Origin of the sequence: Neisseria sp. CP9, from assembly GCF_047758525.1 — a bacterium.
Lineage (GTDB): Bacteria > Pseudomonadota > Gammaproteobacteria > Burkholderiales > Neisseriaceae > Neisseria.
Window position 1 is genome coordinate 394,051 of sequence record NZ_CP180502.1, and the last position, 20,678, is coordinate 414,728.

General features: G+C 49.6%; 20 protein-coding genes and 2 pseudogenes. 14 read left to right on the forward strand and 8 right to left on the reverse strand.

Going from position 1 to position 20,678, the window contains the following annotated elements:
- Positions 1–63: 63 nt before the first annotated feature.
- From ACMYUL_RS01805 to ACMYUL_RS01820, 4 genes are all read left to right on the forward strand, one after another.
- Positions 64–822: a DNA polymerase beta superfamily protein gene (locus ACMYUL_RS01805; RefSeq protein WP_415771761.1), complete on the forward strand. Its 759-nt coding sequence runs from the start codon at positions 64–66 to the stop codon at positions 820–822.
- Between the two features lie 164 nt (positions 823–986).
- Positions 987–1,782, forward strand: a protein-coding gene (locus ACMYUL_RS01810; protein WP_415771101.1) for an IS5 family transposase whose coding sequence is annotated in 2 segments (ribosomal slippage) — positions 987–1,352 and positions 1,354–1,782 — 795 coding nt in all. Because the reading frame shifts where the segments join, the coding sequence is not laid out codon by codon here.
- The gene (locus tag ACMYUL_RS01815) at positions 1,779–1,997 is read left to right on the forward strand and encodes a DUF6968 family protein (protein WP_415771763.1); all 219 of its coding nucleotides are present in this window, start codon (positions 1,779–1,781) and stop codon (positions 1,995–1,997) included. Before ACMYUL_RS01810 ends, ACMYUL_RS01815 begins: the two co-directional genes overlap by 4 nt.
- A 100-nt stretch (positions 1,998–2,097) precedes the next feature.
- Complete coding sequence (locus tag ACMYUL_RS01820; RefSeq protein ID WP_415771765.1) at positions 2,098–3,159, forward strand: DNA polymerase beta superfamily protein; 1,062 nt, start codon at positions 2,098–2,100, stop codon at positions 3,157–3,159.
- A gap of 268 nt (positions 3,160–3,427) precedes the next feature.
- Here the strand turns inward: ACMYUL_RS01820 and ACMYUL_RS01825 are convergent, their stop codons facing one another.
- Positions 3,428–4,468: a zinc-dependent alcohol dehydrogenase family protein gene (locus ACMYUL_RS01825; RefSeq protein ID WP_415771767.1), complete on the reverse strand. Its 1,041-nt coding sequence runs from the start codon at positions 4,466–4,468 to the stop codon at positions 3,428–3,430.
- Positions 4,469–4,630: 162 nt separating this feature from the next.
- Here ACMYUL_RS01825 and mutY point away from each other — a divergent pair, with 162 nt between their 5' ends.
- From mutY to ACMYUL_RS01840, 3 genes are all read left to right on the forward strand, one after another.
- Positions 4,631–5,710 (forward strand): A/G-specific adenine glycosylase, encoded by a 1,080-nt coding sequence (gene mutY, locus ACMYUL_RS01830; RefSeq protein ID WP_415771769.1) that lies wholly within the window; start codon positions 4,631–4,633, stop codon positions 5,708–5,710.
- A gap of 78 nt (positions 5,711–5,788) precedes the next feature.
- On the forward strand, positions 5,789–7,258 hold the full coding sequence (locus ACMYUL_RS01835; RefSeq protein ID WP_415771771.1) for a protein adenylyltransferase SelO: 1,470 nt from the start codon (positions 5,789–5,791) through the stop codon (positions 7,256–7,258).
- 148 nt (positions 7,259–7,406) lie between these two features.
- Positions 7,407–8,030: a phosphoribosylanthranilate isomerase gene (locus ACMYUL_RS01840; RefSeq protein ID WP_070511820.1), complete on the forward strand. Its 624-nt coding sequence runs from the start codon at positions 7,407–7,409 to the stop codon at positions 8,028–8,030.
- 595 nt (positions 8,031–8,625) lie between these two features.
- On the opposite strand, the gene ACMYUL_RS01845 is transcribed toward ACMYUL_RS01840, so the two are convergent.
- The 3 genes from ACMYUL_RS01845 to ACMYUL_RS01855 all read right to left on the reverse strand — a co-directional run bounded on the left by ACMYUL_RS01845 (position 8,626) and on the right by ACMYUL_RS01855 (position 11,294).
- Positions 8,626–9,090 (reverse strand): ProQ/FINO family protein, encoded by a 465-nt coding sequence (locus ACMYUL_RS01845; RefSeq protein ID WP_070511823.1) that lies wholly within the window; start codon positions 9,088–9,090, stop codon positions 8,626–8,628.
- 228 nt (positions 9,091–9,318) lie between these two features.
- The gene (gene aroC / locus ACMYUL_RS01850) at positions 9,319–10,419 is read right to left on the reverse strand and encodes a chorismate synthase (protein ID WP_415771773.1); all 1,101 of its coding nucleotides are present in this window, start codon (positions 10,417–10,419) and stop codon (positions 9,319–9,321) included.
- 104 nt (positions 10,420–10,523) lie between these two features.
- Complete coding sequence (locus ACMYUL_RS01855; protein ID WP_415771775.1) at positions 10,524–11,294, reverse strand: sulfite exporter TauE/SafE family protein; 771 nt, start codon at positions 11,292–11,294, stop codon at positions 10,524–10,526.
- 425 nt (positions 11,295–11,719) lie between these two features.
- On the opposite strand from ACMYUL_RS01855, the gene ACMYUL_RS01860 reads away from it, so the two are divergent.
- From ACMYUL_RS01860 to ACMYUL_RS01890, 7 genes and pseudogenes are all read left to right on the forward strand, one after another.
- Entirely contained in the window at positions 11,720–12,184 is a 465-nt protein-coding gene (locus ACMYUL_RS01860) for an Lrp/AsnC ligand binding domain-containing protein (RefSeq protein WP_003764370.1), read from the forward strand.
- Between the two features lie 71 nt (positions 12,185–12,255).
- Positions 12,256–12,381, forward strand: a pseudogene (locus tag ACMYUL_RS01865) (IS5/IS1182 family transposase); the annotation flags it as partial.
- Positions 12,382–12,788: 407 nt separating this feature from the next.
- Entirely contained in the window at positions 12,789–13,499 is a 711-nt protein-coding gene (locus ACMYUL_RS01870; protein WP_415771777.1) for a phosphoglycolate phosphatase, read from the forward strand.
- Between the two features lie 275 nt (positions 13,500–13,774).
- Complete coding sequence (gene recX, locus ACMYUL_RS01875) at positions 13,775–14,245, forward strand: recombination regulator RecX (protein WP_415771779.1); 471 nt, start codon at positions 13,775–13,777, stop codon at positions 14,243–14,245.
- Positions 14,246–14,319: 74 nt separating this feature from the next.
- Positions 14,320–14,481: a hypothetical protein gene (locus ACMYUL_RS01880; RefSeq protein ID WP_167390271.1), complete on the forward strand. Its 162-nt coding sequence runs from the start codon at positions 14,320–14,322 to the stop codon at positions 14,479–14,481.
- A gap of 124 nt (positions 14,482–14,605) precedes the next feature.
- Complete coding sequence (locus ACMYUL_RS01885; protein ID WP_242883573.1) at positions 14,606–14,956, forward strand: helix-turn-helix domain-containing protein; 351 nt, start codon at positions 14,606–14,608, stop codon at positions 14,954–14,956.
- Positions 14,860–15,756: an IS3 family transposase gene (locus tag ACMYUL_RS01890; RefSeq protein WP_415771781.1), complete on the forward strand. Its 897-nt coding sequence runs from the start codon at positions 14,860–14,862 to the stop codon at positions 15,754–15,756. The genes ACMYUL_RS01885 and ACMYUL_RS01890 overlap by 97 nt, the downstream gene beginning before the upstream one ends.
- Positions 15,757–15,924: 168 nt before the next feature.
- On the opposite strand, the gene ACMYUL_RS01895 is transcribed toward ACMYUL_RS01890, so the two are convergent.
- From ACMYUL_RS01895 to ACMYUL_RS01910, 4 genes and pseudogenes are all read right to left on the reverse strand, one after another.
- Positions 15,925–16,530, reverse strand: a complete 606-nt coding sequence (locus ACMYUL_RS01895) for a DUF4112 domain-containing protein (protein WP_415771783.1) — start codon at positions 16,528–16,530, stop codon at positions 15,925–15,927.
- A gap of 203 nt (positions 16,531–16,733) precedes the next feature.
- Positions 16,734–17,863: pseudogene (locus tag ACMYUL_RS01900) on the reverse strand (DUF6396 domain-containing protein).
- A 358-nt stretch (positions 17,864–18,221) separates the two neighbouring features.
- Positions 18,222–19,352, reverse strand: coding sequence for a DUF6396 domain-containing protein (locus ACMYUL_RS01905; protein ID WP_342032325.1), 1,131 nt, complete (start codon positions 19,350–19,352; stop codon positions 18,222–18,224).
- Positions 19,353–19,519: 167 nt separating this feature from the next.
- Positions 19,520–20,650 (reverse strand): DUF6396 domain-containing protein, encoded by a 1,131-nt coding sequence (locus tag ACMYUL_RS01910; protein ID WP_342032326.1) that lies wholly within the window; start codon positions 20,648–20,650, stop codon positions 19,520–19,522.
- Positions 20,651–20,678 lie beyond the last annotated feature (28 nt).

Consider the following 20,678-nt stretch of genomic DNA (forward strand, 5'->3'; position numbering starts at 1 on the left):
AAGCAAAGGTCGTCTGAAAACCTGTTTTAGGGTTTTCAGACGACCTCTATTAAAAGAAACATCATGAAACAAACGATTCAAGAAAAACTCACCCACATCGCCCATACCGAGCCGCTGCATTTCCTGTTGGCGGTAGAGAGCGGCAGCCGCGCATGGGGCTTTGCCTCGCCCGACAGCGATTACGACGTGCGCGCCATTTATATCCGTCCGCAGCCATATTATCTGCAAATCGACGAAGCGAAAGACACCTTTGAATTTATCGAAAACCAATGGTTTGACGTCGGCGGCTGGGACATCCGCAAGGCGTTGCGTTTGCTGCGGAAAAGCAATGCCACGCTGCTCGAATGGCTGCGTTCGCCGATGGTTTATACGCAGGACGATGATTTCACAGGTCGTCTGAACGCGCTCGCGCCGCAATATGTCCAAGCTGCCGCGTTGCTGCACCATTATCGCGGCATCGCGGGCAACGCTTTGAGAAACATGGATTTGGCACACCCCGTCAAACTGAAAAAATGGTTTTACGTTCTGCGTCCGCTGCTCGCGGCACGGTGGGCAGTCAAACAAGGCGGCATCCCGCCGATGACGCTGGCGGAACTGATGAGCGAATGGCAAACAGACTGCGCTACCCAAATCGCCGATTTAGTGGCAATCAAGGCGGAACAGGATGAAAGTTACCTGCATACCCTGTCGCCCGAATTGCAACGACTGACCATTGATTTATATAACGAAGTTTCCGAATTATCCGCCCCTGCCGCCCAAGCCGCCGACAGCGGACCGCTGAATGAATTGTTCCGCGAAACTTTGGCGGCAGTAAATGGATAAATTTATGCATAAAATTATAGGATATAGAGAATTACATACGGAAAATGGCGAGCCTGTTGAAATTACCATGTATCTCCCCTTTTTTTCTGACGAATACAAAGCATATATTTGCCAATATAAAATAGACCTTTTGCGAAAGTATCCTGAAGATTTACAATTCCCAAATGAAATACGAAAACCTCATCCAAAGAAGCGACAGGGAATTCAAACGGCTCACAGGTGTAACGCCCGTCCTTTTTCACGAAATGCTGAAAGTCACCACAGAAGCAGAAAGCCGGAAGGTCAAGTCAGGCAGGCCGCATACGCTCAGCTTGGCAGACCAACTGCTGCTTACCCTGAGCTATCTGCGTCATTACCATACCCAACTCGAATTGGCCGCCATCTACGGCCTTTCTGAAAGTAATGTCTGCCGCACCATCCGTAAAACCGAGGACGCCCTCATCCGTTGCAAACGCTTTTCCCTGCCAAAACACAAGAATCTGGGCGATCAAACGGTCATCATTGACGTTACCGAAAGCCCGATTGAACGTCCCAAAAAAACAGCGGCAGTATTACAGCGGCAAGAAAAAGCGGCACACGGTTAAAATCCAGGTCATATACGGCAGAGAAACTGAAAAAATCATCAGCATCCGGACGGGGATGGGTGCTCAGCATGACATGCGTTTAGCCAAGAGGCACCTTGCAGAGCTTTATCCCTACAAAATAGTCATTGCGGATAAGGGTTATCAAGGATTGGCTAAAACCGGATTACAGACCCCGAAAAAGAAATCCAAACATCATCCGCTGAACAAACAGGATAAAGAGGCGAACAGGCGGTTAGGCAAACTCAGAACCGTCATCGAGCACATCAACAGGAAACTGAAGATATTCAAAATCTTGTCGCTGCCTTACCGCAACAGGCGGAAACGGTTCGGGTTAAGGGTAAATCTGATTGCAGGACTGGTTAATGCGATGGGATGAATATTTTCGCAAGAGGTCTAATAAGTAAATATGATTATGTGGATGAGGGAAGGGCAATCGGTGAGGATATGTTGCAAGCTATTTATTTGGCTATGATTAAACTTGGCGTTATTCTGTCTCACACCGATTTCTGGAAAAAAGAAAATTTATCTTGGAACGGGGATAAAAATCTTGGATTTCCTTCGCTTGATAATTCCAACCAACATCAGCTGTAAATTGGATTCACAAATCCGACACACGCCAAAGGCAGCCTGAACGTGCAGGCTGCTTTTCAATGCCCGACCTACCTGACTCCGAATATAAGGCAGCCTGAAAATGCTCACCATCGAAGACTTGCACACACAAAACCTGCTTCTGCTCGAAGCCGTTTCCGGCAGCCGCGCCTACGGTTTGGCGACGCCCGAATCCGATACCGACATCAAAGGCGTGTTTTACCTGCCCAAATCCATGTTTTACGGCATGGAATACGTCCCGCAAATCAGCAACGAAACCAACGACATCGTGTATTACGAACTGGGGCGGTTTATCGAGCTTTTGCTGCAAAGCAACCCGAACACGCTGGAACTGCTCGCCTCCCCGCCCGACTGCGTGCGCTACCGTTCGCCGCTGATGGATGCGTTCAAAACCGAATGGTTTGTATCCAAAGCCTGCCGCCAGAGTTTCGCCGGATACGCCTACGGGCAAATCAAAAAAGCACGCGGGTTGAACAAGAAAATCAGCAATCCGATGCCGTCTGAAAAGAAAAGCGTACTCGATTTCTGCCACATCATAGAAGGTGCGCAAACCGTGCCGCTACGGCACTGGCTTTCGCAACGCGGAATGGAGCAGCGGCGCGTCGGTTTGGTCAAAATCACCCACGCCCGCGAACTCTACGCCCTGTTTTACGACCCCGACGGCACGCGCGGCTACCACGGCATCGCGCCCAAACCCGAAGCCTCCAACCTCTCCCTCAGCTCCGTTCCCGAAGGCGAAACCCCGCTTGCCTACCTCTCCTTCAACCAAGACGGATACAGCAGCTACTGCCGCGAATACTCCTCCTATCAGCAATGGCTGGCGGAACGCAACGAAACGCGCTACCAAGGCACGCAGGCACACGGACAGGGCTACGACACCAAAAACATGATGCACACCTTCCGCCTGCTTGAAACCGCCCGCGACATCGCCCGCCACGGCGAAATCCGCCCGCGCCGCCCCAACCGCGAGGAACTGCTCGCCATCAAACGCGGCGAATCCTCCTACGAAGACCTGCTGGAAAAAGCAGAACGGCTGATGGCGGAAGTGGAAACGGCATTTGAGGCTTCCGACCTGCCCGAAACGGTAAATGCCGCTTCGGCGTTGGCGGCGTTGGTTTCAGTCAGGGAAACACTTTACGGATAGATGGCAAAGGTCGTCTGAAAATGAGTACGGCAAGGTTTATCACGAATGGACTTTATAGTGGATTAAAATTGCAATGATACGGCGTTGCCAACGCCCTTATGTACTACCCGTACACGGCGGGCGTTGCCGCCTTGTCTCATTTTTATTTTAATCCACTATAAAAATCGCTCCATTTGAACCAAACATCAGCCCAATAAATAAAGAGGTCGTCTGAAAATCTGTTTTCAGACGACCCCTATCTTTTTAAAACTCAATAATCTTTTTCAAATCAATCCGCTTCCAACACCACTTTCATGGCTTGGTTTTCAGCGGCGTGTTTGAACACATCGTAGGCTTTTTCCAATTCGCTGAATTTGAAACGGTGGGTCAGCATTTTGGTGTAATCGACGGAGCTGCTGGAAATTGCCTTCATCAGCATTTCGGTGGTATTGGCGTTTACCAAGCCGGTTGTGATGGCGAGGTTTTTAATCCAGAGTTTTTCAAGTTTGAAATCGACGGATTGACCGTGTACGCCGACGACGGCGATATGACCGCCCGGTTTGACGATGTCTTGACACATATTCCATGTGGCGGGGATACCGACGGCTTCGATCGCGCAGTCCACGCCGTCTTCGCCGACGATGGCAAAGACTTGTTTGGAGACGTCGCCTGAAGCGGGGCCGACGGTATGGGTCGCGCCCAGTTCTTTCGCCAGTTTCAAACGGTTTTCGTCCATATCGCAAACGATGATGGCGGCGGGGCTGTACAGTTGGGCGGTCAGCAAGGCGGACATGCCGACAGGGCCTGCGCCTGCAATGAATACGGTATCGCCGGGTTTGACATCGCCGTATTGCACGCCGATTTCGTGGGCGGTCGGCAAGGCGTCGCTCAACAGCAGGGCGACTTCTTCATTGACGTTTTCGGGCAGAGGAACAAGGCTGTTGTCGGCATAAGGCGTACGAACGTATTCTGCTTGCGTGCCGTCAATCATGTAGCCCAAAATCCAGCCGCCGTTGCGGCAGTGTGAATAGAGTTGGATTTTGCAGTTGTCGCAAGTACAGCATTTGCTGACGCATGAAATAATGACTTTATCACCGACTTTGACGTTTTTTACAGCCTCGCCGACTTCTTCTACAATACCGATGCCTTCATGACCGAGAATACGGCCGTCGGCAACTTCGGGGTTTTTGCCTTTCCAAATACCCAAGTCGGTACCGCAAATCGTGGTTTTGACGATTTTCACCACTGCGTCGGTCGGATCGATAATCTGCGGACGGGGTTTTTCTTCAAAACAGATGTCGTTTGCGCCGTGATAAACCATTGCTTTCATGCTGATACTCCTTGCTTGTTGATAAATAATTTCAATACCGCAATAAAGTCTCTTTATATGAGTTATATACCCCTACAAAAAATAAGTCAATAAGAATTATTTTCACGATGTTATACCATAACATACTGTTTTAAATATAAATAAAACCCCCGATTGATATTAATGAACACACCCATCCCCTTCTCCGAACGGCTCATCCGCTGGCAAAAACAACACGGCAGGCACCACCTGCCTTGGCAGGTCAAAAACCCTTATTGTGTCTGGCTTTCCGAAATCATGCTCCAGCAGACGCAGGTTGCCACCGTTTTAGACTACTATCCGCGTTTCTTAGAAAAATTCCCGACCGTACAAACGCTTGCCGTTGCGCCGCAAGACGAAGTGTTGTCGTTGTGGGCGGGCTTGGGTTATTACAGCCGCGCGCGCAATCTGCACAAAGCCGCGCAACAAGTCGTCGAACAATTCGGTGGTACGTTTCCATCCGAACGCAAAGACTTGGAAACCCTCTGCGGCGTAGGCAGAAGTACCGCCGCCGCCATTTGCGCCTTCGCCTTCAACCGCCGAGAAACCATTTTGGACGGCAACGTCAAACGCGTTCTCTGCCGCGTGTTCGCCCGCGACGGCAATCCGCAGGACAAAAAATTTGAAAACTCACTCTGGACGCTTGCCGAAAGCCTGCTGCCGTCTGAAAACGCCGATATGCCCGCCTACACCCAAGGCTTGATGGACTTGGGGGCAACCGTGTGCAAACGGACAAAACCCTTGTGCCATCAATGCCCGATGGCGGACATCTGCGAAGCGAAAAAGCAAAACTGCATCGCCGAGCTGCCGCGTAAAAAAACTGCCCCCGAAGTGCAAACCTTGCCGCTTTACTGGCTGATTGTCCGTAACCAAGACGGCGCTATCTTGCTGGAAAAACGTCCTGCCAAAGGCATTTGGGGCGGGCTGTATTGCGTGCCGTGTTTTGAAAAATTGGACGAAACATATACTTTCGCTGAGAAGCTTGGCATCGTTTCAGGGTGCGCAGCCTCCCCATGGGACGACCTTTCCGAGCAACCCGCCCTTACCCACCGCCTGACGCACCGTTTATTGATGATTACGCCGTTTGAAGCGCAAACCAGCTCGTCTGAAAATACGGCCTTGCCGCCAAACTGCCTTTGGGTTAAACCCGAAAATTTGGCGGATTACGGATTGCCCAAACCGCTGGCGGATTATTTGAAACAACGACAGCAAGTATTGTTTTGAAAATGCTTGAAAATGAAACACGCAGCATCCAACTCTAAAACACAATAAACATACCCGCACGCACCCGTCAGGAATCCCATGCACACCCTTCCCCTGCTTAGCCAACAATTCGCCGAACTCTCGCCGTTTTTCTATTCCCGCGTTTCCCCCGAGCCGTTGACCGCGCCCTACTGGATCGCCTTCAACACCGATTTGGCGGCAGAGTTGAATCTGGATACAGATTTTCAGACGACCGCCAACCTTGCCTACCTCAGCGGCAACGCGCCGCAATACGCACCCGCGCCCATTGCCGGCGTTTACAGCGGCCATCAGTTCGGCGTCTATACTCCGCGCCTCGGCGACGGACGCGCCATTCTGATTGGCGATTCCGTCGATGCCGCGAGACAACGCCAAGAGTGGCAGCTTAAAGGCGCAGGCAAAACGCCCTACTCCCGCTTTGCCGACGGACGCGCCGTCTTGCGCTCCTCCATCCGCGAATACCTCTGTTCCGAAGCCATGCACGGTCTCGGCATCCCCACGACCCGCGCCCTCGCCCTGTGCGGCAGCGACGACCCCGTTTATCGGGAAACCGTCGAAACCGCCGCCGTCCTCACCCGCATCGCCCCGAGCTTTCTGCGTTTCGGCCATTTCGAATACTTCTACTACACCGGCCGCGAAGCCGAAATCCAACAACTTGCCGACTACCTCATCCGGCATTACTACCCCGACTGCCAAGATGCCGACAACCCCTACGCCGCCCTGTTAAAACAAATCCGCAACCGCACCGCCGATACCGTCGCCGCATGGCAAAGCGTCGGCTTCTGCCACGGCGTGATGAATACCGACAACATGTCTGCATTGGGGCTGACCATAGACTACGGCCCTTTCGGCTTCCTCGACGACTACGACCGCCGCCACGTCTGCAACCATTCCGACACCCAAGGCCGCTACGCCTACAATGCCCAGCCCTTCGTCGCCCATTGGAATTTCGCCGCCCTCGCCTCCTGCTTCGACGCCCTCGTCCCACACGAAACCCTCGAACAACTCATCGACGGCTGGACAGAAGTTTTTCAGACGACCTATTTAGAGAAAATGCGCCGCAAACTCGGTTTGCAACAAGCAGACAAAAGAGACGACGAAAGCCTTATTGCCGACCTCTTCGCCGCCCTGCAAGATCAAAAAACCGACTTCACCCTGTTTTTCAGAAACTTGTCCGAAGTCAGCAATATGCACGGCGAACCCCTCTCGCCCAAACTCGAACAAACCTTCAAAAACGGCGTTCCACCCGCCTTCACCCGCTGGCTCGGTCGCTACCGCCAACGCCTGCGCGCCGAAAACAGCGATCCCGCCGAACGCGCAACACGCATGAGCCGAACCAATCCGCTCTACATCCTGCGCAACTACCTTGCCGAACAAGCCATCGCCCAAGCCCGAAACGGCGACTACCGCGAAATCGAACGCCTGCGCCGCTGCCTCGCCCGTCCCTTTGACGAACAGGCAGAGTTCGCCGACCTTGCCGAACCGCCGCCCGAAGGCAGCATTCCGGTTTGCGTCAGTTGTTCAAGTTAAACGTCAAAACAGACAAAAAGGTCGTCTGAAAATTTTCAGACGACCTTGACCATAAAGAACGATATCAACAAAAATACGCCCATGCCCGATTTAAACGGCAGTACATCTTTTGCCGGCAACCAAACAGACCGACCAAAAAGGAAAACAGATGAAAACCATCCGCATCAAAATCTGCGGCATCACCCGCCCCAAAGACGCCCAAAAAGCCGCCGAACTGGGCGTCGATGCCATCGGTTTGGTTTTTTACGCCGCCAGCAAACGCGCTGTCACGCCCGAACAGGCAAAAAAAATCGTGGCAGCCCTTCCCCCTTTCGTCTCCGTCGTTGCCTTATTCGTCAATGAAACAGCGGAAACCATACGCGAAACCCTACGGCAAGTACCCATCGACATCATCCAATTTCACGGCGACGAAGACGATGAATTTTGCCGTCAGTTTGACCACCCCTATCTCAAAGCCATACGCGTCCAATCCGCTTCAGACATCGAAGCCGCACAAACCCGATTCCCCAACGCCCGCACCCTGTTGTTTGATGCCTACCATCCCAACGAATACGGCGGCACAGGACTGAGCTTCGATTGGGCGCTGTTGCCGGACAATCTGACCAAACCTTGGATTCTGGCAGGCGGCTTGACCCCGCAAAACATTGCAGAAGCCATCCAAACCAGCAATGCGGCGGCAGTCGATGTTTCAGGCGGCGTGGAAAGCGCCGGCGGCATTAAAGACGAAGCCAAAATGGCCGCCTTCATCCAAGCCGTCCGCGCTATTCGGTAAACCGTTCTTTTGACAACGAAAACCGCTGACGCATTTTATGCACCTTATACGGAAACAAGCATCCTGTACCTTATACAACACACAACTTACTCATTGATTTATATGATATTTTCAGAAAAACGAGCGTATTACACAGCACCAATTGGGCAGCAATCTGCCGTTTCCTCAAAAAATATAAAATTTTTGCATATAAAAAATTGACAAACCGATGCCTTTCATACATAATGATGCCCGTTGAGTTGCTTGATGCAGCTTGATTTTTCTCCTCTATTTCTCCTTTGTAGACTTGGCGCATATCCCAAACGATATGCGCATTTTTTTGTCTTGATTTTCTAAGTCATCCAATAAGCTCAAATAAAACAATATATTTCCCCCTCTTCTTCCATTCTCTCGCATACGGAAACCCATCTCTGAAAACCTTGCAATCCACGATAAAAACGAAAAAACAAAACCCCATGCGAACACGCGCCAAGTCAGAAATGATGGTCGTAAAGCGCGGTCTACCTTTATCCTCCGTTCATTTGAAATACCAATAAAAAAGGTCGTCTGAAAACAGAAAATCCGTTTTCAGACGACCTTTTAAAATCATGCAGTATTATTCAGCGTTGTTTTGTGCCGCTTCTTCAGTTTCGGTTGCTGCGCCGACTTGTTCGGCTTCTACTGCCTCAGTTTGTGCTGCCTGTTTGGCGGCTTGACGCTCGGCTTGTTCTGCCAGAGCCTGTTGGACGAACGGATGCTGTTGGGCGATGGCTTGTTCTTCCGCGCTGACTTCGCCTTTGAAGCGGTTGTTCAAATCAAAACGTTTTCCACCGCGCGCCAAGGCTTTGAGGTAGCGGGGACGGCGGCAATGGTTGGCGAGGACGCGGGCGATCAGGGCAGGATCGTATTGGGGCAATGCGGCAACAAGGTCTTGGTCGATACCGACGGCCAGCGGTTTGAATCGTTTGAAGACGTCGTATTTGCCGTAGATGTGGTCGGCAATCATGTCGGTCTGTTTTTTCTTGCTCATGGTTTGGACGGCGGATTTCAAAGCTGCGCCCAAAGCGGTTTCTTGTGTCATGTCGTTTGTATTCCTCTAAAATAAAGCCGTGCGTTTCGCTATGGCACGGTAATGGCGGTATTTTAGTATAAAGCCTGTGTTTTGGCTAAGTTTTTTTGCGAATGTTCGATTGTAAATGTTTATTTTGCGGACAGTCTGGCACACTTATCTCAATAGGCGTTGAGAAAGGTCGTCTGAAAATGTTCGGCACAATCCGCCATGTTTGTTTTCAGACGACCTCTTTCAATTTTATCTATGCTGCTTGGTGATGTCTGGCGTATCAACAACTACGTCGGCATTTTGTGCACGATGGCGTAGGGCGTGGTCGATAAGCACGAGCGCGAGCATGGCTTCGGCGATGGGGGCGGCGCGCAGGCCGACGCAGGGGTCGTGTCTGCCGTGGGTGGCGAGTTCGACGGGGTTGCCGTTGATGTCTATGCTGCGGCGCGGTGTGGCGATGGAACTGGTGGGTTTGATGGCGATGTTGACGTGGATGTCTTGTCCGGTGCTAATGCCGCCGAGGATGCCGCCTGAGTGGTTGGACAAGAAGCCTTGCGGGGTAAGTTCGTCGCCGTGTTCGCTGCCACGCTGGACGACGCTACCGAAGCCTGCGCCGATTTCCACGCCTTTGACGGCGTTGATGCCCATCATGGCGTAGGCGATTTCGGCATCGAGGCGGTCGAAAACGGGTTCACCCAAACCGACGGGGACGTTGGCCGCTTCGATATGCAGTTTCGCGCCGACGGAATCCAACGATTTGCGCACGCTGTCCATATAGTTTTCCAGCTCGGCGATTTGGCTTTGGTTGGCGGCGAAGAAGGGATTTTGGGAAATGTACTCGTAGCCTTCAAACTGAATTTCTTTTTCACCGACTTGGGTGACGTAGGCGGTGATTTCCGTGCCGAATTTTTCTTTCAGCCATTTTTTGGCGACGGCTCCGGCAGCAACGCGGGCGGCGGTTTCGCGGGCGGAGCTTCTGCCGCCACCGCGGTAATCGCGCGTGCCGTATTTGTGCCAGTAGGTATAGTCGGCATGACCGGGACGGAAGCTAGTGGCGATGTTACCATAGTCTTTGCTGCGTTGGTCGGTATTGCGGATTAAGAGGGCGATGGGTGTGCCTGTGGTTTTGCCTTCGAAGACGCCGGAGAGGATTTCGACTTGGTCGGCCTCGCGGCGTTGGGTAACGTGGCGGCTGGTGCCGGGTTTGCGCCGGTCGAGGTCGGCTTGGATGTCTGATTCGGTCAATGCCAGTCCGGGAGGACAGCCGTCGATGATGCAGCCCAAACCTGCGCCGTGGCTTTCGCCAAAGGTGGTAACGGTGAAGAGTTGTCCGAAAGTGTTGCCTGCCATGTTTTCCCTCTATCGGTCATATGCTGAAAGATGACGGATTTTAACATACAAAGGTCGTCTGAAACGCTTTCGGGGGGCGAATCCTGCCTGCTGCGTACCTTCTGTTATCGAATCAAATCCCAAGCGAATTTTCCTATGGTCAGACACAACAACACCATAAATCCGTAACGCAGAAACTTGGTTCCGCCGCGTATCGCCAATTTCGCGCCGACCACGCCGCCGCACAAATTCGCCAGCGCAAGCGGAATCGCCCACGCCCAAAAAACATGACCTTGCGGGATGAAAACCGCCAGCGCGGCAAGGTAGGTGGTGGAATTGATGACTTTTGCCGATGCGTTTGCCGTTAGAAAATCATAACCGTAAAAACGGACGAATACGAAGGCCAGCAGGCTGCCTGAGCCCGGCCCGAAGATGCCGTCGTAAAAACCGATGAGCGCGCCGAAGAGTAAGCCCCATAAGGTTTCGCGGCGCGTCAGTTTTTCGGTGCGCACCGTCTGCCCCAAATCTTTTTTGATAAAGGTGTAAACACACATGGCAATCATGATGACCAGCATCGCCGGTTTCATGTAGTGCACGGGCAGATACGCCACGGCATTCGCGCCCAGATAGGAAGCGGCAAACGCCAGCACGGCGACGGGCAGCAGCATTTTCCACGGCAGGGGGATTCTGCGCAGGTATTGCCCCGTTGCAGTCAGCGTGCCGCATAAGGCAGCGAATTTGTCGGTGCCGATTACCGAAGCCACGGGCGTGGAAGCGGGCAGCAGGTTGAACAGCCCCGGTATTTGCAACAATCCGCCGCCGCCAACCGCCGCGTTCATCAGTCCGGCGCAAAATCCGGTGAGCAGTAAGAGGTAGAAAAACGAATCTACGGGCATAGCACCCTCCCTTGAAAAATGCCGCCTTATCGGTGCTGCGCGATTGTGGCGGAATGCTATATGAAACAGGCAGTATTTTAACTGAAAACCAATCTGCGCCACATTGCCGCCTATTCCGTTTCAGACGACCTTTTCTTTTAGATTCAGTAACTCACATTGCGGAAGAGGCGTTCCTCCATTAGAATCCGCCCTTCCTTGTTTTCCCGCCCATAAGGCACGACTAGGGACAAAACCGTTTTCAGACGACCTGTTTGCCCCGATGCCGCAAAAGCGCAATGCCATCGACCGCTGACTGACTTTCTTTTCAGTTGCTTTAAAGATATAGTGGGTTAACTTAAAACAAGGGTGGCTTTGCATTATCCAGCCCTGCGCTTTATCCATCTGCCTAAATGATGCGTTTCAGCTCAGTTGAAAGAAACTCCGCAATGAAAGAATTAGACAAAACCGACCTGAAAATCCTGAAAATCCTTCAGCAAAATGCCCGCACACCCATGACCGAGCTGGCAGAAAAAGTCGGATTATCCACTACTCCGGTTACCGAACGCGTCCGCCGTCTTGAGCGCGACAATTTTATTACCGGCTATCATGCCCGCCTCAACCCGCACCAACTCGGGCAAAGCCTGTTGGTCTTTGTCGAGCTGAAGCTGCGTTCCAAATCGGGCAATATTTTTGAAGATTTCCGCCGTGAAATCATGCGGATTCCGCAAATTTTGGAATGTCATCTTGTGTCCGGCGAATACGATTACCTGATTAAAGTCCGCCTGCCAAATATGGCTGCTTATCGAGATATGTTGGGCAATATCCTGCTGCACCTACCTGCGGCAGCGGAAAGCCGCAGCTATGTCGTTATGGAAGAGGTCAAAGAAACGGCTGTGTTAGACTTAGAGTGATTTAACTACATCAAAAAAGGTCGTCTGAAAGTTTATAACGCTCAGACGACCTTTTTTCAAAATACCTTTTATATAGTGGATTAAATTTAAATCAGGACAAGGCGACGAAGCCGCAGACAGTACAGATAGTACGGCAAGGCGAGGCAACACCGTACTGGTTTAAAGTTAATCCACTATACAAACCAGAGGAACGCTATCAACCAAGAGGCTTTAACGCGTTCAAACACATCCCTTCCCCATCAAATCCAAGCACATTCTCGCCAAACCTACAAACAAAAAAAAATGCACACATCCAACTGAATGTGTGCCAAGTCTACAAAGGAGAAATAGAGGAGAAACTATTAACTGACTACTCGAACCAGCTAACGAATCGGATTATCCATGAAAATAAAATTTTAGGCAAGTATTTTTCTTGTAAAATTTCTAAATTAATTTATTGGAATATTTAAGCTGTAACTCTATTTCATTACTCTTAGCATGCCGCTTCCAAATAAAAGTCACCCACTGCAAACCAAACACCAAGCCAGCATCAGCAGCCTCCAAGCCTTGCCTGCCGAATCAATGCTAAAATACGCGCCTCTTTCATCTACGAGTAAAACACATCATGACCGCCGCCATCGAACACGTCCAAGCCGCCGCCTTTGATTTGGACGGCACATTATGCGATTCCGTCCCCGACCTTGCCGCCGCGGCCAAAGCCATGCGCGAATATCTCGGCATGGAGCCGCTGCCCGCTAAAACGGTAGAAAGCTACGTCGGCGACGGCATCGGCAAACTCGTCCACCGCGTCATCACCAATGACCGCGACCAAGAAGCCGCGCCTGATTTGTGGGAAAAAGGCTTCGTGTTCTACATGAAATACTACCGCGACCACTTGAGTGACTTCACCCGTCCCTACCCCGAAACCGAAGCCGGACTGGCATTGCTCAAATCGCTGGGCATCCCGCTGGTGGTCATCACCAACAAAAACGAAATCCTCGCTGTCGAACTCTTAAAACAGCTCGGACTTGCCGACTACTTCAGCCTGATTCTCGGCGGCAACAGCCTGCCCGAAAAGAAACCCAGCCCGTTGCCGCTGCAACACGCCGCCGAAGTCTTGGGCATTGATCCTGCCAACATGATTATGGTCGGCGACTCCCGCAACGACATCATCGCTGCCAAAGCCGCCGGCTGCCTCAGCGTCGGCGTAACCTTCGGCTACGGCGACATGACCCTGCTCTCACAAGACAAAGCGACCAAGCCCGACTGGATTATCGGCTCACTGCCCGAAATCTACGAAAACCTGCAACCGAAAAAAGCGGAGGACGACGAATAATCAGTATCCTTGTTTTCAGACGACCTTTATTCCTGCTTCAAAGGTCGTCTGAAAGTAAAGCAGTGGAAATAAAAAGATTCGTCATTCCCGCGCAGGCGGGAATCTAGACTTTAATTTTTCAGAATTGTTTAAAAGTTGTGTTGATTTCAAATCACTGGATTCCCGCCTGCGCGGGAATGACGAAATGAAAGTTTCTTATCTCCCACTATCTTGCAACCTGCAAGTCAGATTCAAGAATCTGACCTACGAATCGACCTTTTTCAGACGACCTCTGCATGAAACCCCAAAAATCCCTGCGCGCCCGCGCGATGGACATCCTTTCCCGACAGGAAATCAGCCGTGTCGGACTCAAGCGCAAGCTCGCCCCGTATGCCGAAAGCGAAGAAGAATTGGAAAACGTGTTGGACGAATTTGCCGAACGCAACTGGCAATCCGACCAACGCTACGCTGAAGCCTACATCCACAGCAAAAGCCGCCAACACGGCTCCCTGCGTCTGAAACAGGCATTGGCGCAGCAAGGCATAGACGAAACCCTCAGCCGCGAATTCATGCCCGACAAAGCGCGCGAACTGCAAACCGCAGTCGCCGTGTTACGCAAAAAATTCAAACAACCCGCCGCCGATTTGAAAGACAAACAAAAACAAGCGCGTTTCCTCGCCTACCGCGGATTCGACATGGACACCATCCACGCCGCGCTCAAAAGCAGTTGGGACGAAGACGATGTTTTTGAATACGGAGAAAATTGAAACTCCCCGCTTGAATCTTCATGTCCATCGGCGTACCCTTACGCTTTTGCCAACCATTCACAACCGAGATAACCATGTCTGAAGAACAACGCAACACCCCCAATCCGCTTTTGGAAGACGAACGCAAAAACCCCGTTTACCGACTCGGTCGGGCTGTCGCCGGATTTATGGTTATCGTATGGGCGGGCGTATTGGCTTTAGTGTTCTATTTAGTCTTCCGTTTTTGGTTCAACTAAATTTCTCACGTTCCCCATCCCATTTTCTACAATAGTTCTCACCTTGCAAAAAGGTCGTCTGAAAAATGAACTGCACCCCAAAAGTTGGACACATACCCTCCAACCACCAAGGTGCAGTTTTTTTATGAGCAAATATACATTACACTTTAAATACCAAGCCGTACTCCACTACCTGCATATACGCAGCCAACAGCGTACCGCAGATCATTACGGCATCTCCCGAACCCACCTGCGACGATGGATACGCGCCTATCAAGAAGGCGGCATCGGCGCACTCGAACATCCCCAATCCAAAACCATGCCCCAACACCGCAAAAACCCCTTCATCGCCGACAAACCCGACCACGAAAAAACACAGGCGGAGCTTATCGAAGAGTTGTGCTATATGCGCGCAGAGGTCGCCTACCTAAAGGAGTTAAAAGCCCTCAGCCAAAAGCGGACCGAAAAGGACAAAGCCAAACCGTCCAAACACTGAGGGCGCAACACCCGCTCAAATACCTGCTGCACATCGCAAACCTGCCCAAAAGCAGCTTTTACTACCATCACCAAGATCGACCCGATCCCGACGAGGCCGACAAAGCCCTCCTTGTCGAAACCTACAAACGGCATAAAGGACGCTACGGACAAAGGCGCATTGCCGCAGCATTGGATTGGAACCGCAAAAAAGTGGCGCGGTTGATGAAGCAGTTGGAACTGAAAGCCCTCATACGGGCGAAAAAAGCCTACCGCCATCCCGCCATGGGCGAGATATCGGAACACCTCCTCAAACGCCTATTCACAGCCGAAAAGCCCAACGAGAAATGGCTGACCGACGTGACCGAACTCAAAGGAAAGGACGGCAAACTGTACCTCTCGCCAATCTTGGACCTGTTCAACCGAGAAATCGTCGCCTACGCCATGAGCCGCAATGCTAACAGCGAAATGGTGAAGGAAATGCTCGAAAAAGCCGCACCCCGGCTGACCGGCGAAGGAACGATGCTTCATTCGGACCAAGGCGTGCTGTACCGTACAGCGGGATATAGGGAATTGCTTGCGGAGCATTCCATGGTTCAAAGCATGTCGCGTAAGGCGAACTGTTGGGACAATGCGCCGATGGAGAGTTTCTTTGCGGTGTTGAAGACGGAGTGTTTCTATAACGCAGGTGAATTGACGGTGGACGAATTGATGAAACAGATAGATGATTATATAGACTACTACAACCGGGAGCGTTGCAGTTTGAAATTGAAAAAGCTGAGTCCTGTCGCATACAGAACCCAGCTTGCACAGAGCGCCTGAAAAGGCTTTTATGAGTGTCCAAGATTTGGGGGCCAGTTCAAAATCAAATATCGATTTTTCAGACGACCTTTTCAATTTATCCAAACGCATTTAAGTTCAGTCCCAACCACACCCGACAAATTTAAAGCCATTTCCGATAAATTGCATATCCGCTCAAATCACAGACATTCAAAACCAACCGGCAACAGCGTGAAACAGATAAGTCATACCGCTCCACGCCCATTTACTTACGACAACCGTTATCCAACCCATCAACACCAGCACAATCAAACCGAAAAAATCAGGCAGATGCAGATACAACCAAGCAGCAACAGGCTTGTGCCAAAAGTCTGATTTTTGTTGTTTCTTCTCCAAAGCCGCGTGCATAAACGGACGCTCCAAATGTATGTCGTAGTCGATGCCATACTCACTGCGCACATGCTCATTGATAACTTTCAAAGTACGGCGGCTCGGCTGCAAGAAAATATCAATAAGCGTACCGACAACAGGAATCATGCCAAGCACCATATCGGCAAAAGCAAGATATACGGCAGGACGCATTTTATGATCCGGCACGCCCAACTCCCGCCCCATACGAAAAGCCTTCATCGTCAACAAAAGTCCGGCAATATCCCCGACAAAAGGAATCAGCGACAATATGGCATCGACGCCGATACCCTGCTTGGTAAAAGGAATACAAAACAAACTATCCATAGTGTTGGCATATTTAGCCAACTCACGTTCACGTCGGATGATTTCCTGACGTTCGTAAGGTACAGGTGTGTGCTTCATCATGTTTTCTTGTAATGGGTTAATGAATTTTAGAACGGTGCAACGTCATTACTGCTTACGGTCAGTCTCTATAAAAGTTAATTTCAGTATGACGGCTTATAGAACAAGGTCGTCTGAAAAATATTTAAGTGTTTTTCACTTTATCAAAGTGCACTTTCAGACGACCTTTGGATAAGGTCAAACTACTTTGGCACGAATTGGTTTCTTTACTTCGGCAGACCGGTATTCGGATCCAATCCTGCCTGTTGCGCCAATCTGCGCACCAATTCATCGGATGGTTTTGCCGGAGCCGGACCTTCTTCAAAACGTTGGATGGCGATTTTACCGTCCCAACTCGGCAGTTTTGCCGGAGGCAGCGGGACGATTTCGTCTAGATCGTGAACGTTGAGCTCGGGTTTAAGGTGGCTCGGCGGGTCAGATAGTCGGAAATAATTTCGTATCGACGAGAACGTTCTTTATCCTCAGGAATCCCCCATTTTTTATGACGACTATCAGGGTTTTTACTATAGAACACTTTTCCTGCTATATGTGCAGATGTATCATTACCAGCTTTGACTCCTTGATGAGTATAAATTAACGCCTGTTTATAATTTTGCTCACTACTTTCTGTAACACTTGCCATTAACGCAGCATCAGCATCTGGATACATTTGATTGGTAGCACAAGTCCGCATTTTGTCAGTTACTTTTAACCTAACAGAATGACTAGAATCATCTTGTATTTTCATTAACAGCTCACCTACTTCATACTGCGCCTTGGCATTCCCCAAATCTGCAGCCTTGCGTAAATAAATTATTGCATCATCAGGGTCATGTTTTGGACCATAACCGACATCGATATAAAGCGACCACCAGTAATGTGCGCTGGCAGGTAGGATTTTCATCAGCTTTTCGTTCCAGTAAATACCTTCGCCACGACGTTCTCGAGTTTCGATATTGATGTCTTTGCTTTTCAGCAATATTTCCTGCAAAGTCAGGTTTGCCTGCCAATGTCCGTTGGCGGCGGCAATACGGTAATACGGCAGATAGCGGTCGAGTACGCCCGGTTTGGGCAGCCAGCGGTTTTTAAAATCGTGGTAAAGGGCGTAGCGGTATAGTTGATCTGCTTCCTGTGGCAAAGAAGGAAACTGTTCTTTGACGCAAGTAAATTCTAAGTTCTTGAGTTTGGAATGTTTGTAAGCATATGAACCCAAAACTTGCTTGCCTGCATCTGTTTGGGGATTTCTGACAACATCCATCGCAGACCTTGCCAGTTCCCTACCGACATCGCATGCGGTAAGCAATGGCATGCTCACCAATATAGTAGATAAAAGTGACGATATGTATTTGTTTTTCATTGTTTTTTATTGAAACAGTGTGTGTTTGGTTCAAATCATATGGGAGAGACCTTTGCAATAACATAGGTTACTAAAATTTTATGCTCAATCTCATTTTCAAAATGCAAAACCTTTCTGATTTTTCCTACTTTTTGCTCAATATTAGGAAGATTTTAGTCAATTGAAATTTTTTGGTGCATTTTTATGTGTCAAATTTCGTTAACAGACTATTTTTACAAAGGTCTCGGGAGGCAATCCCAAAGATTGGTGTTTAGATGAAGGTCGTCTGAAAGTACGGTTTCAACAAGTTTGAAACTCAACTATTGAAAACCATGTTTCAGACGACCTTAAGGCTTTATCCCCTGTCAGCCTATTTTATTTACTTCGGCAGACCGGTATTCGGATCCAATCCTGCCTGTTGCGCCAATCTGCGCACCAGTTCATCAGATGGTTTTGCCGGAGCAGGGCCTTCTACAAAGCGTTGGATAGCGATTTTACCGTCCCAACTTGGCAGTTTTTCCGGAGGCAATGGGACAATTTCGTCTAGGTCGTGAACGTTGAGTTCGGGTTTGAGGTGTGCTCGGCGGGTTAGATAGTCGGAAATAATTTCATATCGGCGCGAACGTTCTTTATCCTCGGGAATCCCCCATGGTTTATAACGACTTCTAGGACTCTTTACGTAAAAAACATCACTTAATAATTGTGCAGAAGAATCTTTACCTGCTTTAGTTCCTTGGTGAGAATAGAATAAAGATTTATCATATTGTTTTAAGTTCCTATATGATGCTGCTGCCATCTGTGCTGCATCTGCATTAGGAAACTGTTGAGTAGCAGCACATTCCTGTAGTGTATTACGTATCTTCAATCTATATTGTAAACTCGCATCATCTTCTATTTTCATAATTAATTCACGTACTTCATACTGCGCCTTGGCATTACCTAAATCTGCAGCTTTGCGTAGATAAATAATCGAATCATCTGCACCATGTTTGGGTCCGTAACCGACATCAATATAGAGCGACCACCAATAATGTGCACTGGCTGGCAGGATTTTCATCAGCTTTTCGTTCCAGTAAATACCTTCACCCCGACGTTCGCGGGTTTCGATATTGATGTCTTTGCTCTTCAGCAAGATTTCCTGCAAAGTCAGGTTTGCCTGCCAATGTCCGTTGGCGGCGGCAATACGGTAATACGGCAGATAGCGGTCAAGTACACCCGGCTTGGGTAACCAACGGTTTTTAAAATCATGGTAAAGAGCGTAGCGGTATAGTTGATCTGCTTCCTGCGGTAAGGACGGGAACTGTTCTTTGACACAAGTAAATTCTAAGTTTTTCAGTTTGGAACGCTTATAAGAAGATGAACCCAAAACTTGCTTGCCTACATCTGTTTGGGGGTTTCTGACAACATCCATCGCGGATCTTGCCAGCTCCCTGCCGACATCGCATGCAGTAAGCAAAGGTATGCTCACCAATATAGTAGATAAAAGGGACGATATATGTTTGTTTTTCATTGTTTTTATTGAAATAGTGTGTGTTCGGTTTAAATCATATGGGAGGCAATCCCAAAGTTGGTTTTTAGATGATGAGGTCGTCTGAAAGTACAGTTTTAACGGGTTTTAAATGTTGAAACCATGTTTCAGACGACCTTCAGGCTTTATTCCCTGTCAGCCTATTTTATTTACTTCGGCAGCCCGGTATTCGGATCCAATCCCGCCTGCTGCGCCAATCTGCGCACCAGTTCATCGGATGGTTTTGCCGGAGCAGGACCTTCTACAAAACGTTGGATGGCGATTTTACCGTCCCAACTCGGCAGTTTTGCTGGGGGCAGCGGGACAATTTCGTCTAGGTCGTGAACGTTGAGTTCGGGTTTGAGGTGAGCGTTTTTCCATAGAAAATCTCTAATGATACGATAACGCTTCGAACGTTCCAAATCTGTTGGAATACCCCAATTTTTATGTTTAGACTTAGAATTTTCCGTGTAAAAAGCACGTGACAAAGTTAATCCAGAAGAACTTTCTCCAGCCTTTAGAGCTTGGTGGCTAAATACAAGAGATTGTTGAAAATTCTCTTCATTTCTAGCATCAGCAGCCATCATTCGTGCTGCCATACCATCGGGATAAGTTTGATTTAAAGAACAAACACGCATCTTGTCCACTATTTTCAGCACTGTAGGACGGACCATCTCATCTTTTATTTTCAGCAACAGCTCACCTACTTCATACTGTGCCTTGGCATTCCCCAAATCCGCAGCTTTGCGCAGATAAATAAGCGAATCGTCTGGGCCATGTTTGGGACCGTAACCGACATCAATATAGAGCGACCACCAATAATGTGCGCTGGCAGGCAGGATTTTCATCAACTTTTCGTTCCAGTAAATACCTTCGCCACGACGTTCGCGGGTTTCGAGATTAATGTCTTTGCTCTTTAACAAGATTTCCTGCAAGGTCAGGTTTGCCTGCCAATGTCCGTTGGCTGCGGCAATACGGTAATACGGCAAATAACGGTCAAGTACGCCCGGTTTAGGCAGCCAACGGTTTTTAAAATCGTGGTAAAGGGCGTAGCGATATAGTTGATCTGCTTCCTGTGGCAAAGAAGGAAACTGTTCTTTGACACAGGTAAATTCTAAGTTCTTGAGTTTGGAATGTTTGTAAGAAGATGAACCCAAAACTTGCTTGCCCACGTCTGTTTGGGGATTTCTGACAATATCCATCGCAGACCTTGCCAGTTCCCTACCGACATCGCATGCGGTAAGCAATGGCATACTCACCAATATAGTAGATAAAAGTGACGATATATGTTTGTTCTTCATTGTTTTTTTTATTGAAATAGCGTGTGTT

Bases quoted from the DNA above. Each gene is read 5' to 3' on its own strand.
- aroC (WP_415771773.1), bottom strand. From the start codon at position 10,419: ATGGCAGGCAACACTTTCGGACAACTCTTCACCGTTACCACCTTTGGC.
- ACMYUL_RS01910 (WP_342032326.1), bottom strand. From the start codon at position 20,650: ATGAAGAACAAACATATATCGTCACTTTTATCTACTATATTGGTGAGT.
- ACMYUL_RS01895 (WP_415771783.1), bottom strand. From the start codon at position 16,530: ATGATGAAGCACACACCTGTACCTTACGAACGTCAGGAAATCATCCGA.
- recX (WP_415771779.1), top strand. From the start codon at position 13,775: ATGAAACCCCAAAAATCCCTGCGCGCCCGCGCGATGGACATCCTTTCC.
- ACMYUL_RS01855 (WP_415771775.1), bottom strand. From the start codon at position 11,294: ATGCCCGTAGATTCGTTTTTCTACCTCTTACTGCTCACCGGATTTTGC.
- ACMYUL_RS01885 (WP_242883573.1), top strand. From the start codon at position 14,606: ATGAGCAAATATACATTACACTTTAAATACCAAGCCGTACTCCACTAC.
- ACMYUL_RS01860 (WP_003764370.1), top strand. From the start codon at position 11,720: ATGAAAGAATTAGACAAAACCGACCTGAAAATCCTGAAAATCCTTCAG.
- ACMYUL_RS01840 (WP_070511820.1), top strand. From the start codon at position 7,407: ATGAAAACCATCCGCATCAAAATCTGCGGCATCACCCGCCCCAAAGAC.
- mutY (WP_415771769.1), top strand. From the start codon at position 4,631: ATGAACACACCCATCCCCTTCTCCGAACGGCTCATCCGCTGGCAAAAA.
- ACMYUL_RS01845 (WP_070511823.1), bottom strand. From the start codon at position 9,090: ATGACACAAGAAACCGCTTTGGGCGCAGCTTTGAAATCCGCCGTCCAA.
- ACMYUL_RS01870 (WP_415771777.1), top strand. From the start codon at position 12,789: ATGACCGCCGCCATCGAACACGTCCAAGCCGCCGCCTTTGATTTGGAC.
- ACMYUL_RS01905 (WP_342032325.1), bottom strand. From the start codon at position 19,352: ATGAAAAACAAACATATATCGTCCCTTTTATCTACTATATTGGTGAGC.
- ACMYUL_RS01805 (WP_415771761.1), top strand. From the start codon at position 64: ATGAAACAAACGATTCAAGAAAAACTCACCCACATCGCCCATACCGAG.
- ACMYUL_RS01880 (WP_167390271.1), top strand. From the start codon at position 14,320: ATGTCTGAAGAACAACGCAACACCCCCAATCCGCTTTTGGAAGACGAA.
- ACMYUL_RS01835 (WP_415771771.1), top strand. From the start codon at position 5,789: ATGCACACCCTTCCCCTGCTTAGCCAACAATTCGCCGAACTCTCGCCG.
- ACMYUL_RS01815 (WP_415771763.1), top strand. From the start codon at position 1,779: ATGAATATTTTCGCAAGAGGTCTAATAAGTAAATATGATTATGTGGAT.
- ACMYUL_RS01825 (WP_415771767.1), bottom strand. From the start codon at position 4,468: ATGAAAGCAATGGTTTATCACGGCGCAAACGACATCTGTTTTGAAGAA.
- ACMYUL_RS01820 (WP_415771765.1), top strand. From the start codon at position 2,098: ATGCTCACCATCGAAGACTTGCACACACAAAACCTGCTTCTGCTCGAA.